21 protein-coding genes are annotated in these 22,498 nt (G+C 58.0%); 13 read left to right on the top strand and 8 right to left on the bottom strand.

Annotated elements, in window-relative coordinates; translation table 11 throughout:
- Window positions 1-6 precede the first annotated feature (6 nt).
- From ACQR35_RS04385 to ACQR35_RS04370, 4 genes are all read right to left on the bottom strand, one after another.
- The gene (locus ACQR35_RS04385) at window positions 7-1,098 is read right to left on the bottom strand and encodes a PDDEXK nuclease domain-containing protein (protein ID WP_430269334.1); all 1,092 of its coding nucleotides are present in this window, start codon (window positions 1,096-1,098) and stop codon (window positions 7-9) included.
- Between the two features lie 78 nt (window positions 1,099-1,176).
- A complete protein-coding gene (locus tag ACQR35_RS04380; RefSeq protein WP_430269333.1) occupies window positions 1,177-2,325 on the bottom strand; it encodes a restriction endonuclease subunit S in 1,149 nt (382 codons plus the stop codon).
- Window positions 2,326-2,339: 14 nt separating this feature from the next.
- The gene (locus tag ACQR35_RS04375; protein WP_430269332.1) at window positions 2,340-3,962 is read right to left on the bottom strand and encodes a type I restriction-modification system subunit M; all 1,623 of its coding nucleotides are present in this window, start codon (window positions 3,960-3,962) and stop codon (window positions 2,340-2,342) included.
- Entirely contained in the window at window positions 3,962-6,052 is a 2,091-nt protein-coding gene (locus tag ACQR35_RS04370) for a hypothetical protein (protein WP_430269331.1), read from the bottom strand. Before ACQR35_RS04370 ends, ACQR35_RS04375 begins: the two co-directional genes overlap by 1 nt.
- 237 nt (window positions 6,053-6,289) lie before the next feature.
- On the opposite strand from ACQR35_RS04370, the gene ACQR35_RS04365 reads away from it, so the two are divergent.
- The 4 genes from ACQR35_RS04365 to ACQR35_RS04350 all read left to right on the top strand — a co-directional run bounded on the left by ACQR35_RS04365 (window position 6,290) and on the right by ACQR35_RS04350 (window position 9,292).
- Window positions 6,290-6,973: a hypothetical protein gene (locus ACQR35_RS04365; protein ID WP_430269330.1), complete on the top strand. Its 684-nt coding sequence runs from the start codon at window positions 6,290-6,292 to the stop codon at window positions 6,971-6,973.
- A gap of 29 nt (window positions 6,974-7,002) precedes the next feature.
- Window positions 7,003-7,572, top strand: coding sequence for a hypothetical protein (locus tag ACQR35_RS04360; protein WP_430269329.1), 570 nt, complete (start codon window positions 7,003-7,005; stop codon window positions 7,570-7,572).
- A gap of 272 nt (window positions 7,573-7,844) precedes the next feature.
- The gene (locus ACQR35_RS04355; protein WP_430269328.1) at window positions 7,845-8,642 is read left to right on the top strand and encodes an alpha/beta fold hydrolase; all 798 of its coding nucleotides are present in this window, start codon (window positions 7,845-7,847) and stop codon (window positions 8,640-8,642) included.
- Entirely contained in the window at window positions 8,642-9,292 is a 651-nt protein-coding gene (locus tag ACQR35_RS04350) for a dihydrofolate reductase family protein (protein ID WP_430269327.1), read from the top strand. The genes ACQR35_RS04355 and ACQR35_RS04350 overlap by 1 nt, the downstream gene beginning before the upstream one ends.
- Here the strand turns inward: ACQR35_RS04350 and ACQR35_RS04345 are convergent.
- The gene (locus tag ACQR35_RS04345) at window positions 9,289-9,960 is read right to left on the bottom strand and encodes an endonuclease/exonuclease/phosphatase family protein (protein ID WP_430269488.1); all 672 of its coding nucleotides are present in this window, start codon (window positions 9,958-9,960) and stop codon (window positions 9,289-9,291) included. The genes ACQR35_RS04350 and ACQR35_RS04345 overlap by 4 nt on opposite strands.
- 77 nt (window positions 9,961-10,037) lie before the next feature.
- Here ACQR35_RS04345 and ACQR35_RS04340 point away from each other — a divergent pair, with 77 nt between their 5' ends.
- From ACQR35_RS04340 to ACQR35_RS04330, 3 genes are read left to right on the top strand one after another with little or no spacing between them, the layout of a single operon-like run.
- Complete coding sequence (locus ACQR35_RS04340; protein ID WP_430267258.1) at window positions 10,038-10,541, top strand: DedA family protein; 504 nt, start codon at window positions 10,038-10,040, stop codon at window positions 10,539-10,541.
- Between the two features lie 26 nt (window positions 10,542-10,567).
- Window positions 10,568-11,365 (top strand): thioesterase family protein, encoded by a 798-nt coding sequence (locus ACQR35_RS04335; protein WP_430269326.1) that lies wholly within the window; start codon window positions 10,568-10,570, stop codon window positions 11,363-11,365.
- Window positions 11,366-11,371: 6 nt separating this feature from the next.
- On the top strand, window positions 11,372-12,112 hold the full coding sequence (locus tag ACQR35_RS04330) for a lipoyl protein ligase domain-containing protein (protein WP_430269325.1): 741 nt from the start codon (window positions 11,372-11,374) through the stop codon (window positions 12,110-12,112).
- A gap of 66 nt (window positions 12,113-12,178) precedes the next feature.
- Here the strand turns inward: ACQR35_RS04330 and ACQR35_RS04325 are convergent, their stop codons facing one another.
- From ACQR35_RS04325 to ACQR35_RS04315, 3 genes are all read right to left on the bottom strand, one after another.
- Window positions 12,179-12,808: an MBL fold metallo-hydrolase gene (locus ACQR35_RS04325; protein WP_430267255.1), complete on the bottom strand. Its 630-nt coding sequence runs from the start codon at window positions 12,806-12,808 to the stop codon at window positions 12,179-12,181.
- Window positions 12,808-13,893, bottom strand: coding sequence for an S-(hydroxymethyl)mycothiol dehydrogenase (locus ACQR35_RS04320; RefSeq protein WP_430267254.1), 1,086 nt, complete (start codon window positions 13,891-13,893; stop codon window positions 12,808-12,810). Before ACQR35_RS04320 ends, ACQR35_RS04325 begins: the two co-directional genes overlap by 1 nt.
- A gap of 126 nt (window positions 13,894-14,019) precedes the next feature.
- Window positions 14,020-14,277 (bottom strand): mycoredoxin, encoded by a 258-nt coding sequence (locus tag ACQR35_RS04315; protein ID WP_430269324.1) that lies wholly within the window; start codon window positions 14,275-14,277, stop codon window positions 14,020-14,022.
- 121 nt (window positions 14,278-14,398) lie between these two features.
- Between ACQR35_RS04315 and ACQR35_RS04310 the strand changes: the two genes are divergently transcribed.
- The 6 genes from ACQR35_RS04310 to pgsA all read left to right on the top strand — a co-directional run bounded on the left by ACQR35_RS04310 (window position 14,399) and on the right by pgsA (window position 22,402).
- On the top strand, window positions 14,399-15,148 hold the full coding sequence (locus ACQR35_RS04310; protein ID WP_430267295.1) for an SOS response-associated peptidase: 750 nt from the start codon (window positions 14,399-14,401) through the stop codon (window positions 15,146-15,148).
- 104 nt (window positions 15,149-15,252) lie between these two features.
- Window positions 15,253-15,561 (top strand): hypothetical protein, encoded by a 309-nt coding sequence (locus ACQR35_RS04305; RefSeq protein WP_430269323.1) that lies wholly within the window; start codon window positions 15,253-15,255, stop codon window positions 15,559-15,561.
- Window positions 15,562-15,575: 14 nt separating this feature from the next.
- Entirely contained in the window at window positions 15,576-19,076 is a 3,501-nt protein-coding gene (locus ACQR35_RS04300; protein ID WP_430269322.1) for a DNA polymerase III subunit alpha, read from the top strand.
- Between the two features lie 174 nt (window positions 19,077-19,250).
- On the top strand, window positions 19,251-21,218 hold the full coding sequence (gene thrS, locus ACQR35_RS04295) for a threonine--tRNA ligase (protein WP_430269487.1): 1,968 nt from the start codon (window positions 19,251-19,253) through the stop codon (window positions 21,216-21,218).
- 4 nt (window positions 21,219-21,222) lie between these two features.
- Complete coding sequence (locus ACQR35_RS04290; RefSeq protein WP_430269321.1) at window positions 21,223-21,807, top strand: HIT family protein; 585 nt, start codon at window positions 21,223-21,225, stop codon at window positions 21,805-21,807.
- Window positions 21,800-22,402 carry a phosphatidylinositol phosphate synthase gene (gene pgsA / locus ACQR35_RS04285; RefSeq protein WP_430269320.1) on the top strand — a complete coding sequence of 201 codons (603 nt, stop codon included), beginning with the start codon at window positions 21,800-21,802 and terminating at the stop codon, window positions 22,400-22,402. The genes ACQR35_RS04290 and pgsA overlap by 8 nt, the downstream gene beginning before the upstream one ends.
- Window positions 22,403-22,498: the final 96 nt, after the last annotated feature.

The following is a 22,498-nucleotide window of genomic DNA, read 5'->3' as shown; positions in this document are numbered from 1 at the left end:
CTGCTGTCATGGTGATTCCCCCTGGTTGACCGTTGGGTCTGTGATGTCTTGCGATAGTTCGGCTTCGATGGCCTCGATGCTGGGTAACGTGGACGCGAATTCTGAAGGTAGCGACCGGACGATTTGAGACTCCCATTCGGCGATGCCGATCGGTTTGGAGAATCCGCGAAGAGAGTATTCGGCCACCACGTTGTTTTTGGTCTTGCAGAGCAAAAGCCCGATGGTTGGCTGATCGTCCGTATGCGCCAGCAGATCGTCCACGGCCGACATGTACATGTTGATCTGGCCTAGGTATTCAGGCTTGAATGCAGTGGCTTTGAGCTCGACCACCACGAAGCAGCGAAGTTTGAAGTTGTAGAACAGAAGGTCAGTGAAGAACTCGTCGTTGCCGATGCTCAACCTCACCTGCCTGCCCACGAAGGCGAAGCCTTGCCCGAGTTCCAAAAGGAATTTTTCCACGTGCTGAATCAGCTGGTTTTCGAGCTCACGTTCATTGCGCCCATCCGTCATGGACAAGAAGTCAAAGACGTACGGGTCCTTGAACGACTGTTGTGCCAGTTCAGATTCCGACGACGGCAGAGTCGCATTGAAATTGGTGACCGCTTTGCCGGAGCGTTCGAGTAGCTTCGTCTCGATCTGGTGGGCAAGGACGCTGTGTGACCAGCCTTCGTCAATGGTGCGGTGTATGTACCAGAGCCGGTCTTCAGGGGCCGAAACTTTTTCTATAAGAAGCACATGGTGGCTCCACGGCAATGTTGCAGACAGTGTCTGCAACATTGCAAACTCAGGCCAGGCCGCGGCAAAGGACTTCATGTAGCGCAGGTTTCGTGGGGAAAACCCGCGGGCATCAGGGTATTTGTCCCGCAAGTCTGCAGAAAGCAGTGTGACCACTTTGGCTCCCCAACCCTCTTGGGTCTCGCGGATAACCAACTCACGTCCGATGTTCCAATAGGCGCTCACAAGTTCCTGATTGGCCGCAGACACAGCACGGGATCTACCCGCATCTACTTGTTGTGCGACCGATGCGAGTAGCTCCGGGTACCAATGCGGCATGCCGGACTTGGTGGGCGTTGCTTCAAACGACGCTGATTCTGACATGCTGATCGGTTCCTTTCCTGGCGGTCATTTCACCATGAATCTAGCGGTTGCCACTGACAGTCCTAGTTGGTGGATGGTCTACACGCCGAGGGATTCAAGTTGCTCCGTAGCTTCCTTGACACGGAGCTTGCCAGACATAAGCTGGGGGAGCAGCGAGTCCCTGATGGATCTAAGAGCCGTTACCTCGGCTAGAGCGGAGCTGATCGAATCTTCGATAGCCTGAAGTGACGATTCGAGCTTCATGACTGATTCGTCCTCAACTTGAGGTAGCTGGATACTCTCCAGTTGTTTCTTGTTAATGGAGCCAAAAACAGTGCCTTCTGCTTCGAAAGGTTCCCAAATCGATTTGGAAGCATTCAGCAGGTGGAACAGCAGATTCGGATGTCCCGTCTTGCTTGTCGCGGCCGCTACGCCACGGCCGATACAGACGTCTTCATTCGCCCTGTTTACGCGCCCAACGGGAGCCCTGACACTTATCAGAGTGTCTCCGGCCGTTGCCATTCGTACGGGACTGGTCGTCCAAATTCGGTTACTCGGAAAACGGAAGCCGAAATCTCGGACGCCTTGGTAGAACACCACGCCTTCGCCGGATTCATTGAGTGTCGTTCCCGCCGGGGACGACCCCATCACAAGAGTCGCGATTTCGACCAAGGAAATCGTTTCAGCACCGTCTGTAGCCCGCCGAACCAGCGACGCGGCCAGTTCGTCGGCGGTGGCGGCGAGTTTGGTGTTGGCGGCGATCTTGTCGTCGAGAGCGCCCAGCACCTCTGCGATGGCTTGCTGTTCCGACAATTCGGGCAGGTTGATAGCCAAGGCCAGTATCGCGGAATTGCTTAGATTGGGCTGTGCTGAGCCGTGCGCCCGTGCAATGAGCTCGTCTTTAATCGAGGTCTGTCGCAAAAAGTAGAAGAGGAATTGCTCGCTCAATCTATCGGGGGATGTTACGACGAAGCGGCCGACGCGTTGATTCAAAAGGGCTTTCCCAATGTTGCCAACGACTGCAACTTCGCCGACGTAGCCGGTCATAGCAATAACGATGTCACTACTGCTTACTTCATATTCTCGAGCTTGTTCAGCTACCTGCTCGTCCACATAAGAGCAGCCGGATAAGTCGACAAATCCAGCCTTTACGTTTCCGATCTTGATGACGGGCACGCCCTCGGGCCTCCAGTCAGTGCTCTTGAACATGTATCCGGAATTCACCCTTGCGACGTCGGAAAGATTCACGACACTTCTAGAAGTCACAACACCCTCCCCAACTGCTCACGAACAACCTGAGCCAAGCGTTCAGACTCGTCGAACTGGGCGAAGAGCTCAGAAGACAACCTCGCGATCTTCTCTTCGATGGGCTCGCCGTCGTCCTCAACCTCAGCGGCACCCACGTAACGGCCGGGAGTGAGGGCGTAATCGGCTGCCTTGATTTCCGCAAGGGTGGCCGAATAGCAGAAGCCGGCTTCGTCGTCGTACTTCAAGCCTTTCGCCACCGCAGACTCGGATCCGCGCCACGCATGGAAGGTGTCCGCGATCTTTGCGATGTCCTCATCACTCAAAGCACGCTCGGCACGGTCCACCATGTAACCCAGGTTCCGGGCATCAATAAACAACACTTGGCCGGTGCGGTCCACCGAGCCGTGCTTACCTGTTGTTTTGTCCTTAGCAAAGAACCACGTGCACACCGGAATACCAGTGCTACGGAACAACTGGGTCGGGAGCGCCACCATGCAAGAGACCAGATCGGCCTCCACGATCTGGGCACGAATATCTCCCTCGCCACCCGAATTCGAAGACATAGAGCCGTTCGCCATCACCACGCCCGCAGTGCCACCGGGCGCCAGCTTAGAAATGATGTGCTGAATCCACGCGTAGTTGGCGTTACCGGCCGGGGGCACACCGTACTTCCAGCGCGGATCGGACTCCGAGCGGGCCCAGTCCTTGATGTTGAACGGCGGGTTGGCCATGATGTAGTCGGCCTGCATGTCCGGGTGCTGATCGCGGGCAAAAGTATCGCCCCAACGGCTCGCCAGATTCGCGTTCAGGCCATGGATAGCCAAGTTCATTTTGGCCATACGCCAGGTACGCTCATTGAGCTCCTGGCCATACACCGAGATCGCAGTGCGGTCCTCGTTGTGCGCATCCAAGAACTTCTCAGTCTGGACGAACATGCCACCCGACCCACAGGCCGGGTCATACACGCGGCCACTGTGCGGTTCCAAAACCTCCACCAACACACGCACCACACCAGCAGGGGTGTAGAACTCGCCGCCGCGCTTACCCTCAGCGCGGGCGAACTTCTCCAAGAAGTACTCGTACACCTCGCCCAATAGATCCCGGGCACGGCCAGCACCCATACCGGTAAAGCGTGCCGAGTTGAATAGATCGATCAGCTCGCCCAAGCGGCGCTGATCCACGCTGTCCCGGTTGAAAATTCGGGGGAGTGTTGCCGCGAGGGTGGGGTTTGAACCCATAATCAGGTCCATGGCGTCGTCTACCAGTTGGCCAATTGATTTGGCCGGTTCGTCGCTAGAGGCCTGCGTGCCCTTGGCATGCTCGGCGAGGTAAGCCCAACGCGCCCGGGCAGGAACCCAAAAGACCCCATGGCCGGTGTACTCGTCCAAGTCGTCGATCAGCTGCGCCACCTGATCCTCACCCAAGCCGTCGGCCTCAAGCTCCGCGACAATGATCCCGCGGCGTTCATCAAAAGCATCCGAGACGTACTTCAGGAACACCAGACCCAGAATGACGTCCTTGTACTGGGACGCATCCATAGACCCCCGCAACTTGTCGGCGGCCTTCCATAAGGTGTCCTTGAGCTCCTTCATGGTTGAAGGGGCCGCGTTGGCTGCAGCCTTAGATTTTGGAGGCATTATTTGGGTCCTTCGGTGGGTGAGTCATGGGTGGTCAGCGTAATCTTTCCGCTGGCCACACCGTCTGTGATTAGCGTAGTCAGTTCTTCGAGCTGACCAAGCCTGCGGCGCGCGCTGTCTTGTTCTTTACGGAGCAGGTTCAATGCTTCAGACAGCGGATTGCGGTCAGCGTCAGAGATTTGGGGAATTATCCAATGCCGCCAGGCTTTATCCCCGGGCGGAAGCGCATTGATTTCTGCAGCAAGAACCTCCGCATGGACACCGCCGGGGTCCGCGCCGTTGATAGACAAGGACCGGGCGGGGAAAGCCACCACAGAACCTCCCTGGCGATCAACTATTGCCGCCGGCCGGGGTGTGGTGGAAAAGACAACGTCGCCGGGGTCCGTGAGGCGAACACCCGGATGCGCTGCCGAGAGTGTTAGTAAATCAAGTCTCAAAGGTTCCCTGCTTTTGGGGCCCGTGAGGTCCGTGACTCGGATGACCCGAGGCCCGGTACCGGGCTCCAAAGATTCGGTACTGATGCGGTTTCCCTGCCGGTAACTCAACGTTCCAGCCGAGATGAGGTCCTGAATGGTCAGAGAGTTCTTTGCTTTTCCGGCTGCACTTTTGCTGACCGGGGTGGTAGAGATACCGCTCACGGACACACTTGCCGAGTCCTGGGTAGAGAGGTTCTGAATCAGATCCGTCACTCGAACTGCGAGCGCAGCGGCACTTTCTGGCTTTGCCCGGGCAGCTGTCTGGCCAGCTGCCCGGCGCTTGCCGCTAGATGCCACCAAAGAATCATGACTAGCCAAAAGGGCACTGGTGCGGACGAGCCGCGCAAAACGGAAGGAATGCCGCCGGACGCTCACAGCACTGTCCATGGCAGCGACCACATCGCTGATCAAGTCCTGAATGACGTCCCGAGTTAGTGTCGCCGTGCTGAGATCAGCAACCACCGTCCACTTGTCAGCAATAGCGACGTCCTCAAAAGACGGTCCGAGCACCCACAAGGCTTGGTGCTCGCGGGGCTTGGTACGCAGTAAACCCTGGGGCAGACGAACGATGGCCCGGACCCGGCCTGCCCGCAACAAGCCATCCCGCACGGCGGAGTCTTCGTTGACAGCGAGAGGATCACACAGCGCAGATGCCGGCGCAATGATGACCGCCCGCTGGGAATCGTCCATGTCCAGTGCGATGGCATCTATTGCTTCGAGAATGCTCTGCGCGCTCATCACTGGTGTGCCGGGCGAAGGGAACTGAGAGATGTGGATAGCCGAACTACTCAGTCCCCAACCGCCGTCCTTCACTTCAAGAAGTTCCGTAGTAGGGATGCGATGGACTTCAAAACGCCGTCGAGCTAGCCGCGAAACGGGATCCGCCGCATAAGGGATACGGAATTCAACATCCTGCGTGTCATTGAGGACATTGGCGATGTTTATCAGCAGGTCGCTGCCTGCAGCTGACGAGTCCACAAAGCAGAGTGGCTGAGGCATAGAAACGGCCAATTCGGTTGCCGTTGAAGTCACCAGTTCGATGGCCACCTGGTTCAACGACGTGACGGCCAGCTGCTTCAAACCAGAACGGAAACGCCCTTCAAGGAGCTGTTCGAATGCTGCGGGCGCGTTGTAGGCGCTATCAACTAGGGCATCGGTGAATGCTGCCAGATCGCCTATGGTTTCACCTATGGATGCAATTTCTGAATAGAGGAACGCATTGTCCGGGTCCACTTCATCCGCACTATCAAGCAACTCATCAGTAGATGCTGATGCCAGTGCCAATCCCGTTTTGGCCTTGAGAACAAGGAGTGCTGTTAGTCCGGGAAGATGCTCTGGCTCGGCGCCGATTCCCGCGCTTGCGGCGGCAGGGCGTGCGAAAGCTGCGACGTCTGCCGCGGCCTCAGGGTTATTGCCGCGTTCTGTTGCCTGCAACCATTCGCCGACCTGGCCGGCGTCGAACATTTCAACGCCCCGCACCAGTGAAACGGGAGCCGGAAACGGTAGCGGACCGCCAGCACTACGTGTCCGCCACATGGAGACCACTGGGCGCTGAACGCGAGTCAACGCCGCCACGTCCGCCAAAGTCATGTGGAGTGCTTTGCGGTCTGCCATTATGGCCTCCTTTCTCGGTGTGGCTCCAGCGTATAGACCGCTCAGGACACTGACTTCGAATCGGTTGATAAGGGGTGTTATCAGAACATTCACACTATATGTTCCCTGAATCGATCTACCTTGATGGAGCAGCCCACGGAGGAACCTCCTGCGGTTGAAAAGTTGGCGGGAGAACGAGTCCTGGGGGGCGATCTCCCGCCAACCCACAAGCGCCATCCAACAACGGAGGAACCCACGATGTTCGCAAAAGACCAGCAACCGGCACCGGAACAAGCCGAGCTAAGCACTCTGAACTTTCCACCGTTGCCCGCGGATGCGCCGTCCCTGCCATCAGCCGAGCGGAACCGCACCGCTCCGAAGCCCAGGAAGCCACGGAAGAAAGCGCTCTGGCTGAGCATGGCCGGGGTGGCACTACTGGCCGGCGGTACGTTCTTTGGCTCGACGCTTCCCGACCCGAAAGCAAGCGCCGCATACCAACAACTATCCGGCGAAAAGGCCACACTTCAGTCTGACTATGAACACCTGAATTCCCGCTACGACGAGCTATACGGCAGCATCACCGACCGCGAAGCTACCCTAGCCACACGCAACGCAGAACTCGATGCCTCCAGCGCCGCCGTGAAAGCTGCAGAGGCTGCTGTCAAAAAGCGCGAAGACGCCGTAACGGCAGCGGAGAAAACCAAAGCTGCGAATACCATCAGTGACGGCACGTGGACGGTGGGCAAAGACATCACTGCAGGAACGTACCGGGCCACCAGTGATGTAGGGGGAAGCTGCTACTGGGGCATCTACACCAGTGGAAGCAACGGTGACGACATCATTGAGAACGACATTCCCGGCGGTGGCCGTCCATCTGTGGTGCTCACCCAAGGTCAAGACTTCAAGTCAAGCCGCTGCGGCACCTGGGAAAAACAGCAGTAACTCGCACATTTAGTCAGGGGAACAGCATCATGAGTGAACCCACTCCAACGAATAACCAGCCGCAATACCCGGCTGGCCCGCAAGGTCAGCCGCAGTACCCGGCCACGTACCCAGCCCAGGCGCCATTTGCGCAGCCGAATCAGAACCAGCTGCCTAGCTGGCTAGGGCCGCAACCCGAACCCAAGAAAAGTAAGAAGTTGCTCTGGATTGGGTTAGCCTCGGGCTTCGCCGGAGGGGTTTTGTTCAGCGTTTTGGTGGCTGGAATTGCTGGTGTCATAGCTACATCAACCGTGTCCACTGTCCTTCCTGATGCTGTCAAAAGCTGCAATCTGACCGATCAGTCTGGTGTGAGTCTGGGCGATAAAAACACTTCTCTCAGTGTGGACACCAAAGGCCAGGATGATTCGGACGGAGCATCTATCGCTGACTATGCATGCATCGTCAAGGCACTCCATACGCCCGATGCCGTCATCGAGCAGATGGACTCAACGAGCTCCCTGCAAGGACGCCAAACCGCCGAATGGGACGGATTGGAAGCATCATGGACTTATCACCCGGACTCAGGTGTGAAACTCATCGTTACGTTGGCTAAGAAGTAAGGGAAACATCAAAGCCATCCAGCAACAACAACCAGGAACTTTGTCTTCGGGGCCAATCCCGGGCACCAGATCTACGAGTTCCACGGCCGGGCCGCCGCCTAGTTTGCACCACAACTTTTGGGTCTACCCGCGCCTGACCCGCTGGAAGGTCGAGAACACCGTATTGGCCTAAGCCGATTCGTGGCTACGCCTGGCTGGGTCTTGCCCAACAGCCCACCCAGGCGTAGACATATTCTTTGGGTACTTCACCGACGCCAAAGGCAGGTCAGACAATGGTTGAGCACGTCACCTCCTCTGATGGGAGCTCGATTGCCTTTGAGGCTGCCGGAAGCGGTGATCCGTTGCTAATCATCGGCGGGGCGCTCAGCAACCGCCACGCCGTACAGCCCTATGTACCGTTCCTCCAGGACGCATTCACCGTCTACGGACTGGACCGGCGCGGCAGGGGAGAAAGCACCGATACTCAGCCCTACGCCGTCGACCGTGAAATTGAAGATATCGCCGCAGTTGTCCAGGCAATCGGCGGCAACGTTGCAGTCTACGGACACTCTTCTGGAGCAATTCTTGCTCTCGAGGCCGCAGCCGCAGGCGTTCCGTTCAGTGGCATACTTGCCTACGAACCGCCCTATTGCACACCGCAGGACCCAGATGAACCGTGGGATGCCTTCGCCCAACGTGTACAACAACTAGTGGAAAACGATCAACGAGACCAAGCCGTCCAAGCATTTATGGCACACGTTGGAGCGCCCACCGATCCTGACATGGTCAAGGCGCCGTGGTGGCCCCAACTCACTGCCGTTGCTCACACCTTGTTCTACGACCTTCACATAGTCGGCGACGCGGTAGTCCCTCAGGAACGGCTAGCTCGCATCAAGGCCCCGGTATTAGTTGTCCACGGCGGAAATAGTCCCGCGTGGGCCCAACAATCTGCCCGGGAAGTTGCCGCTGCCGTTCAACACGGCTCCACAGCGGAACTCGAAGACCAGACCCACAACGCCGACCCCGCTGCACTGGCGCCGCTTCTGCTCGAATTTCTAGCACCCAACACCAACTCAAAGGCGAAACACTAATGCCCCGACTACGCGCCCACAGCCTGGCCACGTCCCTAGACGGCTACATGGCCGGACCGGAACAGAGCCTGGAAGCCCCGTTAGGCATCGGCACCGAGAATCTCCACGCATGGGTGTTTGAAACCTCCTTTGGCCGGGGCATGATGGGCCAAGAAGGCGGAACCACAGGCATTGATGATCAGTGGCTGCGCCGGGGAGAAGAAAACATTGGGGCCACCATCATGGGCCGGAACATGTTCACCCCATACCGTGGCGCTTGGGACACCCCTGAATCAAAAACCTGGGACGGCTGGTGGGGCCCAACCCCACCCTACGGGCACCCCGTATTTGTGCTCACCCACCACGCCCGGGACCCGCTACCCATGGAAGGTGGAACCACGTTTTACTTTGTCACCGAAGGCATCCAGAGCGCCTATGACCAAGCGATGGAAGCCGCAGCCGGAAAAGACGTGCGCCTAGGCGGTGGCGCGGAAACAGTCCGCGAATACCTCAACGCCGGACTCTTGGACGAACTGCACGTAGCCACAGTCCCGGTGATTCTAGGCGGCGGCGCCAGCCTGTTCGACGGCGTGGACACCACAGCGCTGGAACTGGCCGAATTCGCCACCTCAGAGAAAGTAGCCCACTCGCTTTTTGTGCGGAAGAGCTAGTCGCCGAATTCGGCCGTCACCATAATCGGCAAATGATCTGACGCGCCACGAGGCAGCGTCTGGACCTTACTGATCTTCAAACCCTGCGAGGTTGCGAAGTCGAAGTGACCCTTAAACACCCGGTATCGTGTGTACGTTTTCCGGTCACTGAGTGAAAGATCAAAGCCGGTGTCCCGCACGTGCCGCGTCAGGCTATTGGTGAACAGCGGATAGTTGAAGTCGCCCACCATCAGTGTCATCTTCTCGCCACCCAAACCCAAAAGTTCCGCATGCGCGGCATGGATCTGCTTACGCCGCAAAGAGTTCGATGCGGTCAGCGGTGCGGCGTGGAAAGAGCCCAGCACCAGTTCATGGCCCGTGGCGATATCCACCAGCCGAGTCCCCAAAAGCCGCTCATGGGCGGGGGAGAGGACATGGTCATGCATGGACTTTTTGAGTGAAAAAGCCTTGGTGTGCGCGTCAGTGAAGCGTTCGGCGTCGTAATAAATCGCCAAACCCAAACGATTCCCACGGGTGGCATCCGCCAAACGCAAGTGGCCAATCGCCTCAGGCATGTCAGCGGTGGTGCATTCCTGAATGCACAAAGCATCGACCTTAAACGTTGAAACCAACTCTTCAAGCTCGCCGCTGGCCGCATGTTTGCGCAAGTTATAGCTAATGACCCGGATCAGCTGGCCACCTCTTCCCGTTGTGTGTGAAGGACCGCTTTTGAGTCTACCTACCTCAGTGTCGGTAGCCTGTATTGGTGGATCAGATCATGTCCTTGCCCTTCGAAGTGGCAGTCGCAGCGCTCTTTGTGATTGTGATGCTGCGCGCCAACGCCACCTATTGGCTAGGACGAGGCGCCACCGCCGGGGCTGCACGCAGCAAACTTGGCCGTCACCTCACCGGTCCCAAAGCCGATACGGCACGCAAACTCATAGCCCGTTGGGGGCCCTGGGCCGTGATGTTCTCGTTCCTGACCATCGGCATCCAAACCGCGGTGAACCTCACCGCCGGGGCAGGGAAGATGCCACTCAAACGCTACGTGCCAGCCGTCGTCGTAGGTTCACTCATGTGGGCGTTTCTGTACGCCACCGTAGGGCTGGCCGCGATCGACGCGTGGATCACTTTGGCGGGCAAATCGCCGTGGACACTCGCTGGCTTAGGGCTCCTGCTAGTAGTGATTGCGCTGACCATTATTGTCCGCCGCAGACGCGCAACACCTGCGGAAAGAAGCGAACCACTTGACGCTAGAGTGGAGCCGTAAATACTGCACAAGCGAAGGAGCAAACGGTGGATTTGCCAGAACTGGCCGAAGGTGACTTCTACTACCAATCGCTGGGGGACGGAAAATATCGCTCCACGATTCACGTTCAAGGCGCGTGGAATCCCCACGAACAACACATGGCTCCCGCTTCCGGTTTGCTCGCCGAAGCGCTACTTCGTCATGAGCCTCGCGAAGATCTGCGCATGGCCCGCATCAGCTACGAAATTCTAGGTCTCATCCCCGGCGGCGAATTCCACCTTGAAACCACCACTCTGCGGCCCGGCAAAACCATCGAACTCATCCAAGCAGAAATGATCGCCAACGGGCGCACCGCCATCCGCGCCACCGCATGGCGCATGATGACCAGCGACACCAGCGAGGTTGCAGCTGTGGAGGACACCACCATGGCGCCGCGCAGCGAATGCGAAGTTTGGGACGGAAGCACCGTGTGGCCAGGCGGATACATCCAATCCCTCGAGATGGCGGTGGCTCCCAATCACCGGCCAGGCAGCGGCCAAGTGTGGATCAAACCCGGATACCCGCTCACCGACGCTGCAGATAGCACCGATCTCGCGCGACTCATCGGCCTAGTGGACACCTCTAACGGCATCGCTGCCCGCGTTGCTCCGGGCGAAAACACCTATGCGTTCCCCAACTTGGACCTGCAAATCCACATGTACCGGATACCGGAGGGCGAATGGTTGGGCTTGGATAATTCCGTTACCTTTGGCACCGATGGAATTGGCCTGACCTCCACTGTCCTGCACGATGAGCAGGGACCCTTTGGCCGTTCCGAGCAAATTCTTACCGTGCGAAAGGTCTAAGTAACAGTGCTCTCCATCGTTCGTCAGGACCGGAGCCTGGGTGCCGAAGCCGACCTAGACTTTGCCTTGGAAATGCTGGCCGCCGCCCGGCAAGAAAAGTTGGGCCCCACCGTCCGGCTCTACCGCCCCCAGCCAACGTTGGCGTTTGGGCAGCGAGACACCAAACTTCCCGGTTTCCCCGCCGCCGAAATTGCCGCACGCAACGCCGGATTTGAGCCACTAGTCCGGCGCGCCGGCGGCCGCGCTGCCGCGTACCACCAAGGCTGCCTAGTGGTGGACCACGTGGAACCCAGTCCGGATGCTATTGCTGGAGCACGACGACGGTTCGCCCAGTTTGGCGAACTGCTCGCCAACTCGCTGGTGGCCACCGGAGTTGTGGCCGGGGTGGGGGAGATCCCGGGCGAATATTGCCCCGGTGAGTTCAGCGTTCACGGGGTGGACCCGATATTCCCCCAGCACCGGCTCAAACTTGTGGGCACTGCCCAACGTGTTGTTTCCGGAGGGTGGCTGTTCAGCTCGGTGATTGTGGTGGAACGCTCCCAGCCCATCCGACGAGTTTTAGAAGACGTGTACTCGGAGCTGGGGCTTGATTGGGATCCCACCACAGCCGGGTCCGTGGATGACTTGGTGCCACATGTTGGTGTGGACGATATTGAAGAAGCAGTGATCGCCGCCTACGCAGCCACCACCCAGTTGAGCTTCAAAAGCTTCGACTGGCTCGAAGGTATTCACCGGCAAACGGACTAATCACCTGGGAATCCCGCGGTGAATAGTCCGTTTGCGGGTGAGAAACGCCTGCGGATAAGAAGCAGGCTAGTGCCCGCGGGTTATCCAGTCCTGCAGATCCGGCGCCTCAGCACCAATGGTTGTTGAATCCCCGTGCCCGGTCAGCACCTTGGTATTACCTGGCAAGGTTAGTAATCGACTCTTGATGGATTCGATGATGGTGGGGAAATCACTAAAAGAACGCCCCGTGGCTCCGGGCCCACCCTTAAAGAGAGTGTCGCCAGTAATGACGGTACTCAACTCCGGGATATAGAAGCTCACCGAGCCTGGTGAGTGCCCCGGCGTAGCCAGAGCCACCAACTCCGTTCCTGCCACCTCAAACTTCTGCCCGTCACTCATCTCAGCGTCCGGAGCGGTATCTGGGTGAACCGTGTCCCACAGCATCCGGTCAGCCGGGCTCAAATACACGGGAGCATCAAAAAGCTTCTGTGCCTCAAGTGCTGCACGGACGTGGTCATCGTGCCCATGAGTGAGCAGGATTGCCGTGACTTTTCTCTGCCCGACGGCGTCACTCACCTTCTGCGGGTTATGCGCCGGGTCAATGATCAGGCACTGCGAATCGTCGCCAACAATCCATACATTGTTATCAACGTCCCACGTGCCACCGTCCAGGGAGAACGTTCCTGAGGTGACCACGTTGTCGATACGGGCACCCACTAGAGCTCCACCACCGAACGTAACACGTCGCCGTTGTGCATTTTCTCGAACGCGGCTTCAATGTCATTGATGCCAATCCGCTCAGTCACAAACGCATCCAAATCCAACTTGCCTTGCTGGTACAGGCTCACCAGCATGGGGAAGTCGCGGGAGGGCAGGCAATCGCCGTACCACGAAGACTTCAACGAACCGCCCCGACCAAACACATCCAGGAGCGGCAACTCGATCTTCATCTCAGGGGTGGGAACACCCACAAGCACCACCGTCCCGGCCAGATCACGGGCGTAGAAAGCTTGTTTGTAGGTTTCAGGCCGTCCCACTGCGTCAATGACCACGTCTGCACCAAAACCGCCGGTCAACGCCTGAATGGCCTCAACCGGGTCAGTGCCAGAGGAATCGATGGTGTGGGTGGCGCCCAAGGTTTTGGCGCGCTCAAGTTTCCGCGGATCAATGTCCACAGCGATGATGGTGGTTGCACCGGCGAGCGCAGCCCCGGCAATGGCAGCAGTGCCCACCCCGCCGCAACCGATCACGGCCACCGAATCGCCGCGTTTGACGTTTCCAGTGTTGATGGCTGCGCCGATTCCAGCCATCACACCACAACCGAGGAGTCCCACGGCAGCTGCGTCAGCTTCAGGATCAACCTTGGTGCACTGGCCGGCGGCCACCAGAGTCTTTTCAATGAAGGCACCAATGCCCAGAGCGGGGCTGAGCTCGGTGCCATCCTCGAGAGTCATTTTTTGGGTGGCGTTGTGAGTGTTGAAGCAGTACTGCGGCTGGCCCTTGAGGCAAGCACGGCAGCTGCCACACACGGCACGCCAGTTCAGAATCACACGGTCCCCGGGAACTAAGTCTGTAACGTCTGGGCCTACAGCGGCGATAACACCTGTGGCTTCGTGTCCCAAGAGGAAGGGGAAGTCGTCGCTGATGCCACCGAGCTTGTAGTGCAAGTCTGTGTGGCAGACACCGGAGGTGATGATGTCTACGAGTGCTTCGCCGGGCCCTGGATCCGGAACAATAACGGTTTCTAGAGTGACGGGAGCGCCCTTGGACTTGGCGATAATTCCCTTGACCTTGTGAGCCACGATTGGTCCCTTCGACGACAGCAATACCTCTGCTTGTCTATCACAAGAGCCCCGGCGGATGCCTTAGACGCTTCAGGCAAGTATCTAAAACAACCGCCCGGACGTGTTTGTCGTGGGGAATCGCGCTTAGACGGCGAGGCGCTTTTTGACCTCAGCCGCGGAAGGATTGGTAACGGCCGTGCCATCCGGGAACAACACGGTAGGAACTGTCTGGTTGCCGCCGTTGAGCTGCTCAACCAGGGCCGCGGTGCCTTCAACCTCTTCAATGTTGACCTCGGTGTAGCCAATTCCCTGAGCATCCAATTGCTTCTTCAGACGGTTGCAGTATCCGCACCACGTGGTGGAAAACATGGTGATGGTGCCGGCCTCTGGGGTGAAATCCATGAGAACTCCTTAGTGTTGATGGTTCGCTTCCTTGGTGCCCAACGATATCCGGCGGCTTAGTATTCCACGCAGCCACTCTTTAGGCCGGGTCTTCGGAGCGGTGAAAGCCTATGCTGGTGACATGTGTGGACGTTACGTGATGGCCCGTGCGGTAGGGGATTTGGTGGCGGATTTCGGCGCCGAACTCGAAGAAGAGTTCCAGCTGCAGCCCAGTTGGAACATTGCCCCCACCACTGACGTGCCTATCCTGCTAGAGCGCTTAGTGGACGGCGAGAAGCACCGCCAGTTACACGTTGCCCGTTGGGGTCTGATCCCTGGCTGGGCCAAAGATCCCGGCATCGGCGTCAAAATGTTCAACGCCCGCAGCGAGACGGTCCTAGAAAAACCGTCCTTCCGGGCGGCGATTAAATCTCGCCGCTGCGCCGTGCCAGCCGACGGTTATTACGAATGGAAAAAGGGCGAAGGGAAAACCAAGCAGCCTTATTACGTTCACCCGGCTACCGGTTCAGGGATCGTTTTTGCAGGGCTCTACGAATGGTGGAAAGACCCGGCCAAAGAAGACGGTGCACCGGACCGTTGGGTCTTGTCTACGTCCATTATTACGACGGCGGCGCCCAGCCCGGACTCGCAGGACCCGGTCCTCGCAGAGCTCGGCGCTTTACACGACCGGCTTCCCGTTCCGCTAAGCAAAGAGGCGCTCGGTGACTGGTTAGACCCAGAAGCCAAGGACATTCCGGGACTTGTGGAACTTATCAGAGCCCAAGCCAACGAGGTTGCAACAACGTGGACATTGGATGCAGTAGGTTCCGCAGTGGGGAATGTACGCAATAATTCCGCCGAGTTGATCACCCCGGAAGAAGCTCTTTTCTGAAAAGCCGGGTGCTCTTGTCTGACCCGAGGGGTACAGTTAACGCATTCGAACATACGTTCGAATGTATGAGTTATCTGAGACCACACGGATAGGAGGAGAAGGCCATGGGCGTCTTTTCAGAGGGACTACATGTTGAATGTGCACCCTCCGGCCAGCCGCTCACAGTGACCTGGGCAGGAACGGAATACCTCGTTTGTGCCGAACCCCTGCGATGGTTTGAACGCCGCCAATGGTGGGCAGAAGAATCACGGGCACCACTGGGCAGCGGCGCCGGGCTGGTTGACCACAAAATCTGGCGACTGCAATTACAGGCCGGCACTCAAGAAATCACCGTAGAACTAGTCCACTACGTAGCGGCCAACCGCTGGCGACTACTCAAAACACACCACACCCTCGACTCCCGCAGCGCCTAGAGGCGAAAACGTCAATGAGCTTCACCCACCTTCACGTCTCCACCGCATTCAGCGCCCACTACGGGGTCTCCTGGCCGGCAGAACTCGCCGCAGCAGCCGCCGCAGATGGTGCAAGCGCGCTCGCCTGCACAGACAGGGACGGCCTCTACGGCACAGTCAAACACCTCAAAGCATGTATGGATGCAGGGATAGACCCCATCGTCGGGGTGGACCTTGCGGTCCTAGAAGACGACGACGGTGGCGACCGAACCCGCGTAGCCGGACGCGTCGTTGTACTAGCCCACGGTGGAAACAATGGGGCTGGCTACAAGGCACTGTGCCGGCTGATCTCCGACGCGCACGCCCACACCTCAGGCAAGGCCGGTGGCAGCATCGCCGTAGCCGTCACACGAAGAGAACTGGCCTCCAGAACACTAGACCCCAACACCCTCCAGCCCGTACTCACCGTCCTCCTGGGACCAGACTCAGACGTAGGCCGCGCCATGGCAGGGCGCAAATACCTGCGCCCACGCAGCCTGTTCAAACACTGGCTCAGCATTATGCCCATCGGGACACTCGCCGCCGAAGTTGTCACACAGCTCAGCGCGCCCGGGCGCCCCTACAGCACCGCCCACGCAGTCCGAATGCTCAAACTAGCCCGCGAACACAGCACCCCAGCAGTACTCAGCAACGCCGTCCGGTACCTCGAAGAAGACGGCGCCGCCACCGCAGACGTCCTAGACGCAGCACGCGCCCTCAAATCCCTCCCCGAACTATCCCAAGCACCGCTCCTGCAACCCAACGGGCAAGCATGGCTCAAAACCAGCGCACAAATGCGTGACCTCGCCCAAGAAATCATGCACGCAGCCTCAGCCGGAACCGAAGAACTCACAGCACTCCTCAAAACCACAGAGGCGCTCGCAGATCGCTGCCGGATAGACCCCGTAACGGACATGGGCTGGAAGCAACCCCAAGTGCCCGAAGCCTCAGTACTCGGAATCACCAACCATCCACTCACCGAACTCCGAGCACGCTGTGAAGGCGGAATAGGGCGGCGCTTTGCCGGCGCATCCGCCAAGGAACTCGAACACGTCCAAGAACGTATGGGGATGGAATTAGAGACCATCGGAAAACTAGGCTTCGCCTCCTACTTCCTCACCGTTGCCGAAGTCTCCACCATGATCACGGACATGGGCGTCAGAGCCGCAGCCCGAGGGTCCGGAGCGTCCAGCTTGGTCAACTACCTCACCGGTATCAGCCACGTAAACCCACTCCACCACGATCTACTTTTTGAACGCTTCCTCTCCCGGGATAGGTCAACCCTCCCGGACATAGACATCGACGTGGAAAGCGCCGAAAGGCACAACGTTTACCGGAAGATCTTTTCCCGCTTCGGCAACGAACGAGTCACCCTCATGAGCATGCAAAACGGCTACCGCGCTCGCGGTGCTGTTCGTGATGCCGGGCTGGCCTTGGGAATGGAGGAGGAAGAAATCGGTGAGATCGCTAAACAGCTCTGGCGTTTTTCGGCCCGTAATTTCCGCGAAGCACTTGTAGAAAAACCAGAACTTCGGGACTTTGCTGCACGCGTAGGTGGTGCCGGTGTGCCCACAAGGGACGGCAACTATCTGGATGTGCGGGAGCCCCAACTGGATTTGTTGGTGGACCTCACTGAAAGGTTGGACCGCCTACCTCGCCACATCTCCATGCATCCCTGTGGGGTGATCCTGGGAAATGCTGGTCTTTTAGACCGGACGCCCGTGCAACCCAGTGGTTTAGGCCTGCCCATGAGTCAGTTCGACAAACATGACATGGACCCGATGGGCATGCTCAAGCTCGATGTGTTGGGCGTCCGGATGCAAAGTGCCATGGCTTTTGCCGTCCGGGAAGTGATTCGGTTGCACCCCTCCCGGGAAGAAGTGATGGCCGCCGGAAACCACCCCAAGGATCAACACGGAAACCCGCCAGGCTTTATCCGCGAAGACGGGCACATTGAGCTCAACGATGTTCCGCTGGATGATGAACCCACTTTTGAACTCATTCGCAGTACTCACACTTTGGGCTGTTTCCAGATCGAATCCCCGGGTCAGCGTGAGCTGGTGGGGAAGCTAGCACCCCGAAACTTTAATGACCTGATCATCGATATTTCCTTGTTCCGGCCAGGCCCCATGAAATCTGACATGGTGCGGCCCTTCTTGGAATACCGGCACGGCTTCGCTCCAGAAAAATACCCGCACCCTGATCTGCGCGAGGTGCTCAAAGAAACCCACGGAGTGACGGTTTTTCACGAACAAATCATCCGAACTTTCAACGTGATGACCGATTGTGATCTGGCCCAAGCTGACGAGTTCCGCAGGGCGCTCGGCAATGAAAATCGTGAACCCGCGGTGGAGGAATTTTTCCGTCGAGAAGCCCGCAAACGCGGCTACACCCCTGAAGTAGTGGACAAAGTCTGGGGAACACTGAAGGCCTTTGGCAGTTTTGGTTTTTGCAAAGCCCACGGAGCTGCTTTTGCCGTGCCCACTTACCAATCAGCGTGGCTTAAAGCTCACCACCCAGAAGCATTTTTGGCTGGCCTGTGGGAACACGATCCAGGCATGTACCCCAAACGGCTCCTTGTGGCTGAGGCCAGACGTTTGGGTATTCCCATCCTCCCTTTGGACATCAATTCAAGCGGTGAAGAATACCGGGTAGAACGGGTCCACACCGGCCCGGATGCTGGCAAACTGGGCATCCGTCTGAGTCTCAAAGGGATCTACGGACTCTCTGGTGCCGAGCTTAAACGGCTAGTGGCCGGGCAACCCTACGATTCTTTGGCGGACTTGCGGGTGCGGGCACGCATCTCCAAACCCAACATCAAACGCCTCGCCCAGTTGGGTGCCTTTGACGCCTTGCATAAAGAGTCCGGCGGGCGCTCTAGCCGGGCGGACTTGGTCCAGCACTTGCAGCAGCTATCCACCAAAACCACCTCCGCACGGGGGCACGGCCCCATCGAAGGGCAACTGTCTCTTCCACTGGGCGATGTTGAGCTACGCAATCTCAAAGCAGAACTGCCGGAACCTAGCCAAAGAGAAAAAGTCCGCTCCGAACTGGACCTTATGGCCATGGACGTCAGCGGCCACTTGCTGGAAAGCTACAAACCGTTGCTTGAACAGCTGGGTGTCACCACCGCAAACCAGCTTTTGGCCTTGCGCAACGGAACCGAGGTATTGGTTGCTGGTATCCGGGTGGCCACCCAAACCCCGCCCATGCGCGGTGGGCGCCGAGTGGTGTTTATCAGTATTGATGACGGCACAGGGTGTGTGGATTCAGTGTTCTTCCACGAAGCCCAAGAACAGGCGGGACCGTTACTTTTTGGCACCCGTTTGCTCCTGATTCGAGGAACCACACGCCGGACAGGGGACCGGGGGATTAGCCTGTCCGCATCCATGGCATGGGACCTTGCTGAGCTGAATAACAGCGCATTGAATACCAGCGAGCTGAGCGGCATCCGTGCCTCGAGCCCTGAACTGAAGCGAACCGCCGTCGGGCTTTAACCCGGGCTCAAACTCCGGCAATTGCTCGGTTGGTCGCCTCCAACTGGAACCGATACGATTACAGAGGCTGGCTGTGGTCAACGTATGCCACAAGCTATGAAGCCTCAACATGAATAGGAGACACCCGTGTCAGAAGTCCAGCAGATCACCCTTAACGTCGACGGCGAAGAGAAAATGGTGACTACCGGGACCACCGGCGCGGAACTCTTTTTTGAGCGCCGCGATGTAGTTGTGGCCCGGGTTAATGGTGAACTCAAAGATTTAGACCAGCCCTTGCCTGCAGGTGCAACGGTTGAAGGCGTCACCATTGATTCTCCCGATGGCCTGAACGTTTTGCGCCACTCAACTGCCCACGTGATGGCCCAAGCCGTGCAGCAATTGCGTCCCGATGCCAAGCTGGGCATTGGCCCGTACATCCGTGACGGCTTCTACTTCGACTTTGACGTTGCTGAGCCGTTCACTCCCGAGGATCTGAAAACCCTCGAGAAGATGATGCTCAAGATCGTCAACCAAAACCAAAAGTTCGTTCGCCGTGTGGTCACCGAGGACCAAGCCCGCGAAGCCATGAAGAACGAGCCGTACAAGCTCGAACTGCTGGGCAAAAAGAACAACAGTGACGACGTCGACGCCGCCGAAGGTGTGAACGTTGAGGTTGGTGCTGGCGAGATCACCATCTACGACAACGTTGACCGCAAGAGCGGCGACAGTGTGTGGTGCGATTTGTGCCGCGGCCCGCACCTGCCCAACACCAAGATGATCTCCAACGCTTTCGCGCTGACTCGTTCTTCGGCTGCCTACTGGCTGGGAAACCAGAACAACCAGCAGCTCCAGCGCATTTACGGTACAGCGTGGCCCACCAAGGAAGCCCTCAAGGAGTACCAAGAGCGTCTGGCCGAGGCCGAGCGCCGCGATCACCGCAAGCTCGGTGTGGAACTGGACCTGTTCTCCTTCCCGGACGAGCTGGGCTCCGGCCTGCCGGTGTTCCACCCCAAGGGCGGCATCATCCGCAAGGCCATGGAGGACTACTCCCGTCAGCGCCACGTTGATGCAGGCTACGAGTTCGTTTACACCCCGCACATCACCAAGGGCCACCTCTACGAAGTTTCCGGGCACCTTGACTGGTACAAGGACGGAATGTTCCCGGCCATGCACGTGGATGAGGAACTCAACGAGGACGGCACGGTTCGCAAGCCCGGCCAGGACTACTACCTCAAGCCGATGAACTGCCCCATGCACAACCTGATCTTCCGCTCACGCGGCCGCTCTTACCGTGAACTGCCGCTGCGATTGTTCGAGTTCGGCTCCGTGTACCGCTACGAGAAGTCAGGCGTGGTGCACGGTCTGACTCGTGTGCGCGGTATGACACAGGATGATGCTCACATCTACTGCACCAAAGAGCAGATGAAGGATGAGCTCACCACCACGCTGAACTTTGTTCTTGGTTTGCTCAAGGACTACGGTTTGGACGACTTCTACCTGGAACTTTCCACCAAGAATGAAGAAAAGTTCGTTGGTGATGATGCCATCTGGGAAGAAGCAACTCGCACTCTGTCCGAGGTAGCAGAAGCGTCAGGACTGGAACTGGTTCCGGATCCCGGGGGAGCTGCGTTCTACGGTCCCAAGATCTCGGTACAAGCCAAGGATGCGCTGGGGCGTACTTGGCAGATGTCCACGATTCAGCTCGACTTTAACCTGCCGGAGCGCTTCGAATTGGAGTATCAGGCTGCCGACGGAACCCGTCAACGTCCGGTGATGATTCACCGCGCGCTGTTTGGTTCGGTAGAGCGTTTTATGGGTGTTTTGACCGAGCATTATGCCGGTGCGTTCCCTGCCTGGCTGGCGCCAGTCCAGGTGGTAGGTATACCCGTGGCTGAGGCCTTCAACGATTACATGTTCGACGTCGTCGCTCGCCTTAAGGCTGCGGGTATCCGTGCCGAGGTGGATATTTCCTCGGACCGCTTCCCGAAGAAGATCCGCACCGCCAGCAAGGACAAGATTCCATTTGTTCTAATTGCCGGTGGGGAAGACGCGGAAGCCGGAGCTGTCTCCTTCCGCTTCCGTGACGGTAGCCAAGATAATGGTGTGCCGGTTGAAGAAGCCGTGCAGCGCATTGTGGACGCCGTCAAGAATCGAACGGCCTAAGTACATGGTGGAGTCCACAGGCGCACAGCAACAGTATCCGGGCGATGCTGAAGTGAGCGATGACTTTCAGCTGCCCGGCGTTCCTGACGCTTTTCAGCGCCTGTGGACCCCACACCGTATGGCCTACATCAAAGGTGGGCAGGACCAGTTCAAGGGCAAGGACGACTGCCCGTTCTGCGTTGCGCCATCACGAAGCGACGAAGATTCCTTGATCGTTTACCGGGGCAAAACTTGCTTCGTGGTTTTGAACCTGTACCCGTACAACCCTGGTCACCTCTTGGTGTGCCCGTACCGGCACGTTCCTGAATACACTGACATCACGGTGGAAGAAACGGCAGAGTTTGCAGCACTAAGCCAGACGGCCATGCGTGTACTGCGCCAAGTGTCTAACCCGGGCGGCTTTAACCTCGGAATGAATCAAGGGGCGGTGGGCGGCGCCGGAATCAAGGCTCACTTGCACCAGCACGTGGTTCCGCGCTGGGGTGGGGACGGAAACTTTTTCCCCATCATCGCCCAAACCAAAGCCATCACTCAAACACTTGGCGAGGTACGCCAGCTAGTGGCCGAGGCGTGGCCAGCTGATGCTTAATCGCTATGCGCGTGGCTTTTTCACGCGACTTTTTAGCCCTCTTGCGCGTTGGCTCCTGAAGATCGGCGTCTCTCCTGACGCTGTGACGATCGTGGGCACACTGGGGGTTGTGGTGGGCGCCTTGGTGTTCTACCCACTTGGTCAGCTCTGGTGGGGGACCCTGTTTATAACGGCGTTCATTTTCTCAGACGTCCTTGACGGCATGATGGCCAGAATTCAGGGACGCAGCGGCCCTTGGGGCAACTTTTTAGACTCAACCTTGGACCGCATTGCCGACGGTGCTCTCTTTGCTGGTGTGACCATCTGGTTTTTCACCCGGGGTGACAATCACGCGATTGCTATTGCCGCCGTCGTCTGTTTGGTCCTTGGCATGGTGGTTTCCTACGCTCGAGCCAAAGCGGAATCGCTTGGATTCACCGCCAACGTTGGTATTGCTGAACGGGCTGAACGTTTGGTTTCGGTGCTGGTGGTGACCGGGTTTACCGGTCTGGGCTTGCCGGAAGTCGTCCTGTTTGTGACACTCTGCCTGCTCGGTGCGGCCAGCTTGGTGACAGTGGTTCAGCGCATTTCTACCGTGTACAAGCAATCTCGGTAATCTGATTCAGCCCCGGAGTGTGGCGGGGACTACTATGGTTTGTGTCTGGCTTCTCGGTCAGATCATCCGGTGCGTCCAGCTTTTTGCTGCTGCTCG

Source organism: Pseudarthrobacter sp. J1738 (genome assembly GCF_050490315.1).
Classification (GTDB): domain Bacteria; phylum Actinomycetota; class Actinomycetes; order Actinomycetales; family Micrococcaceae; genus JBNPEO01.
This window is presented reverse-complemented; position numbering and strand designations above follow the sequence as displayed.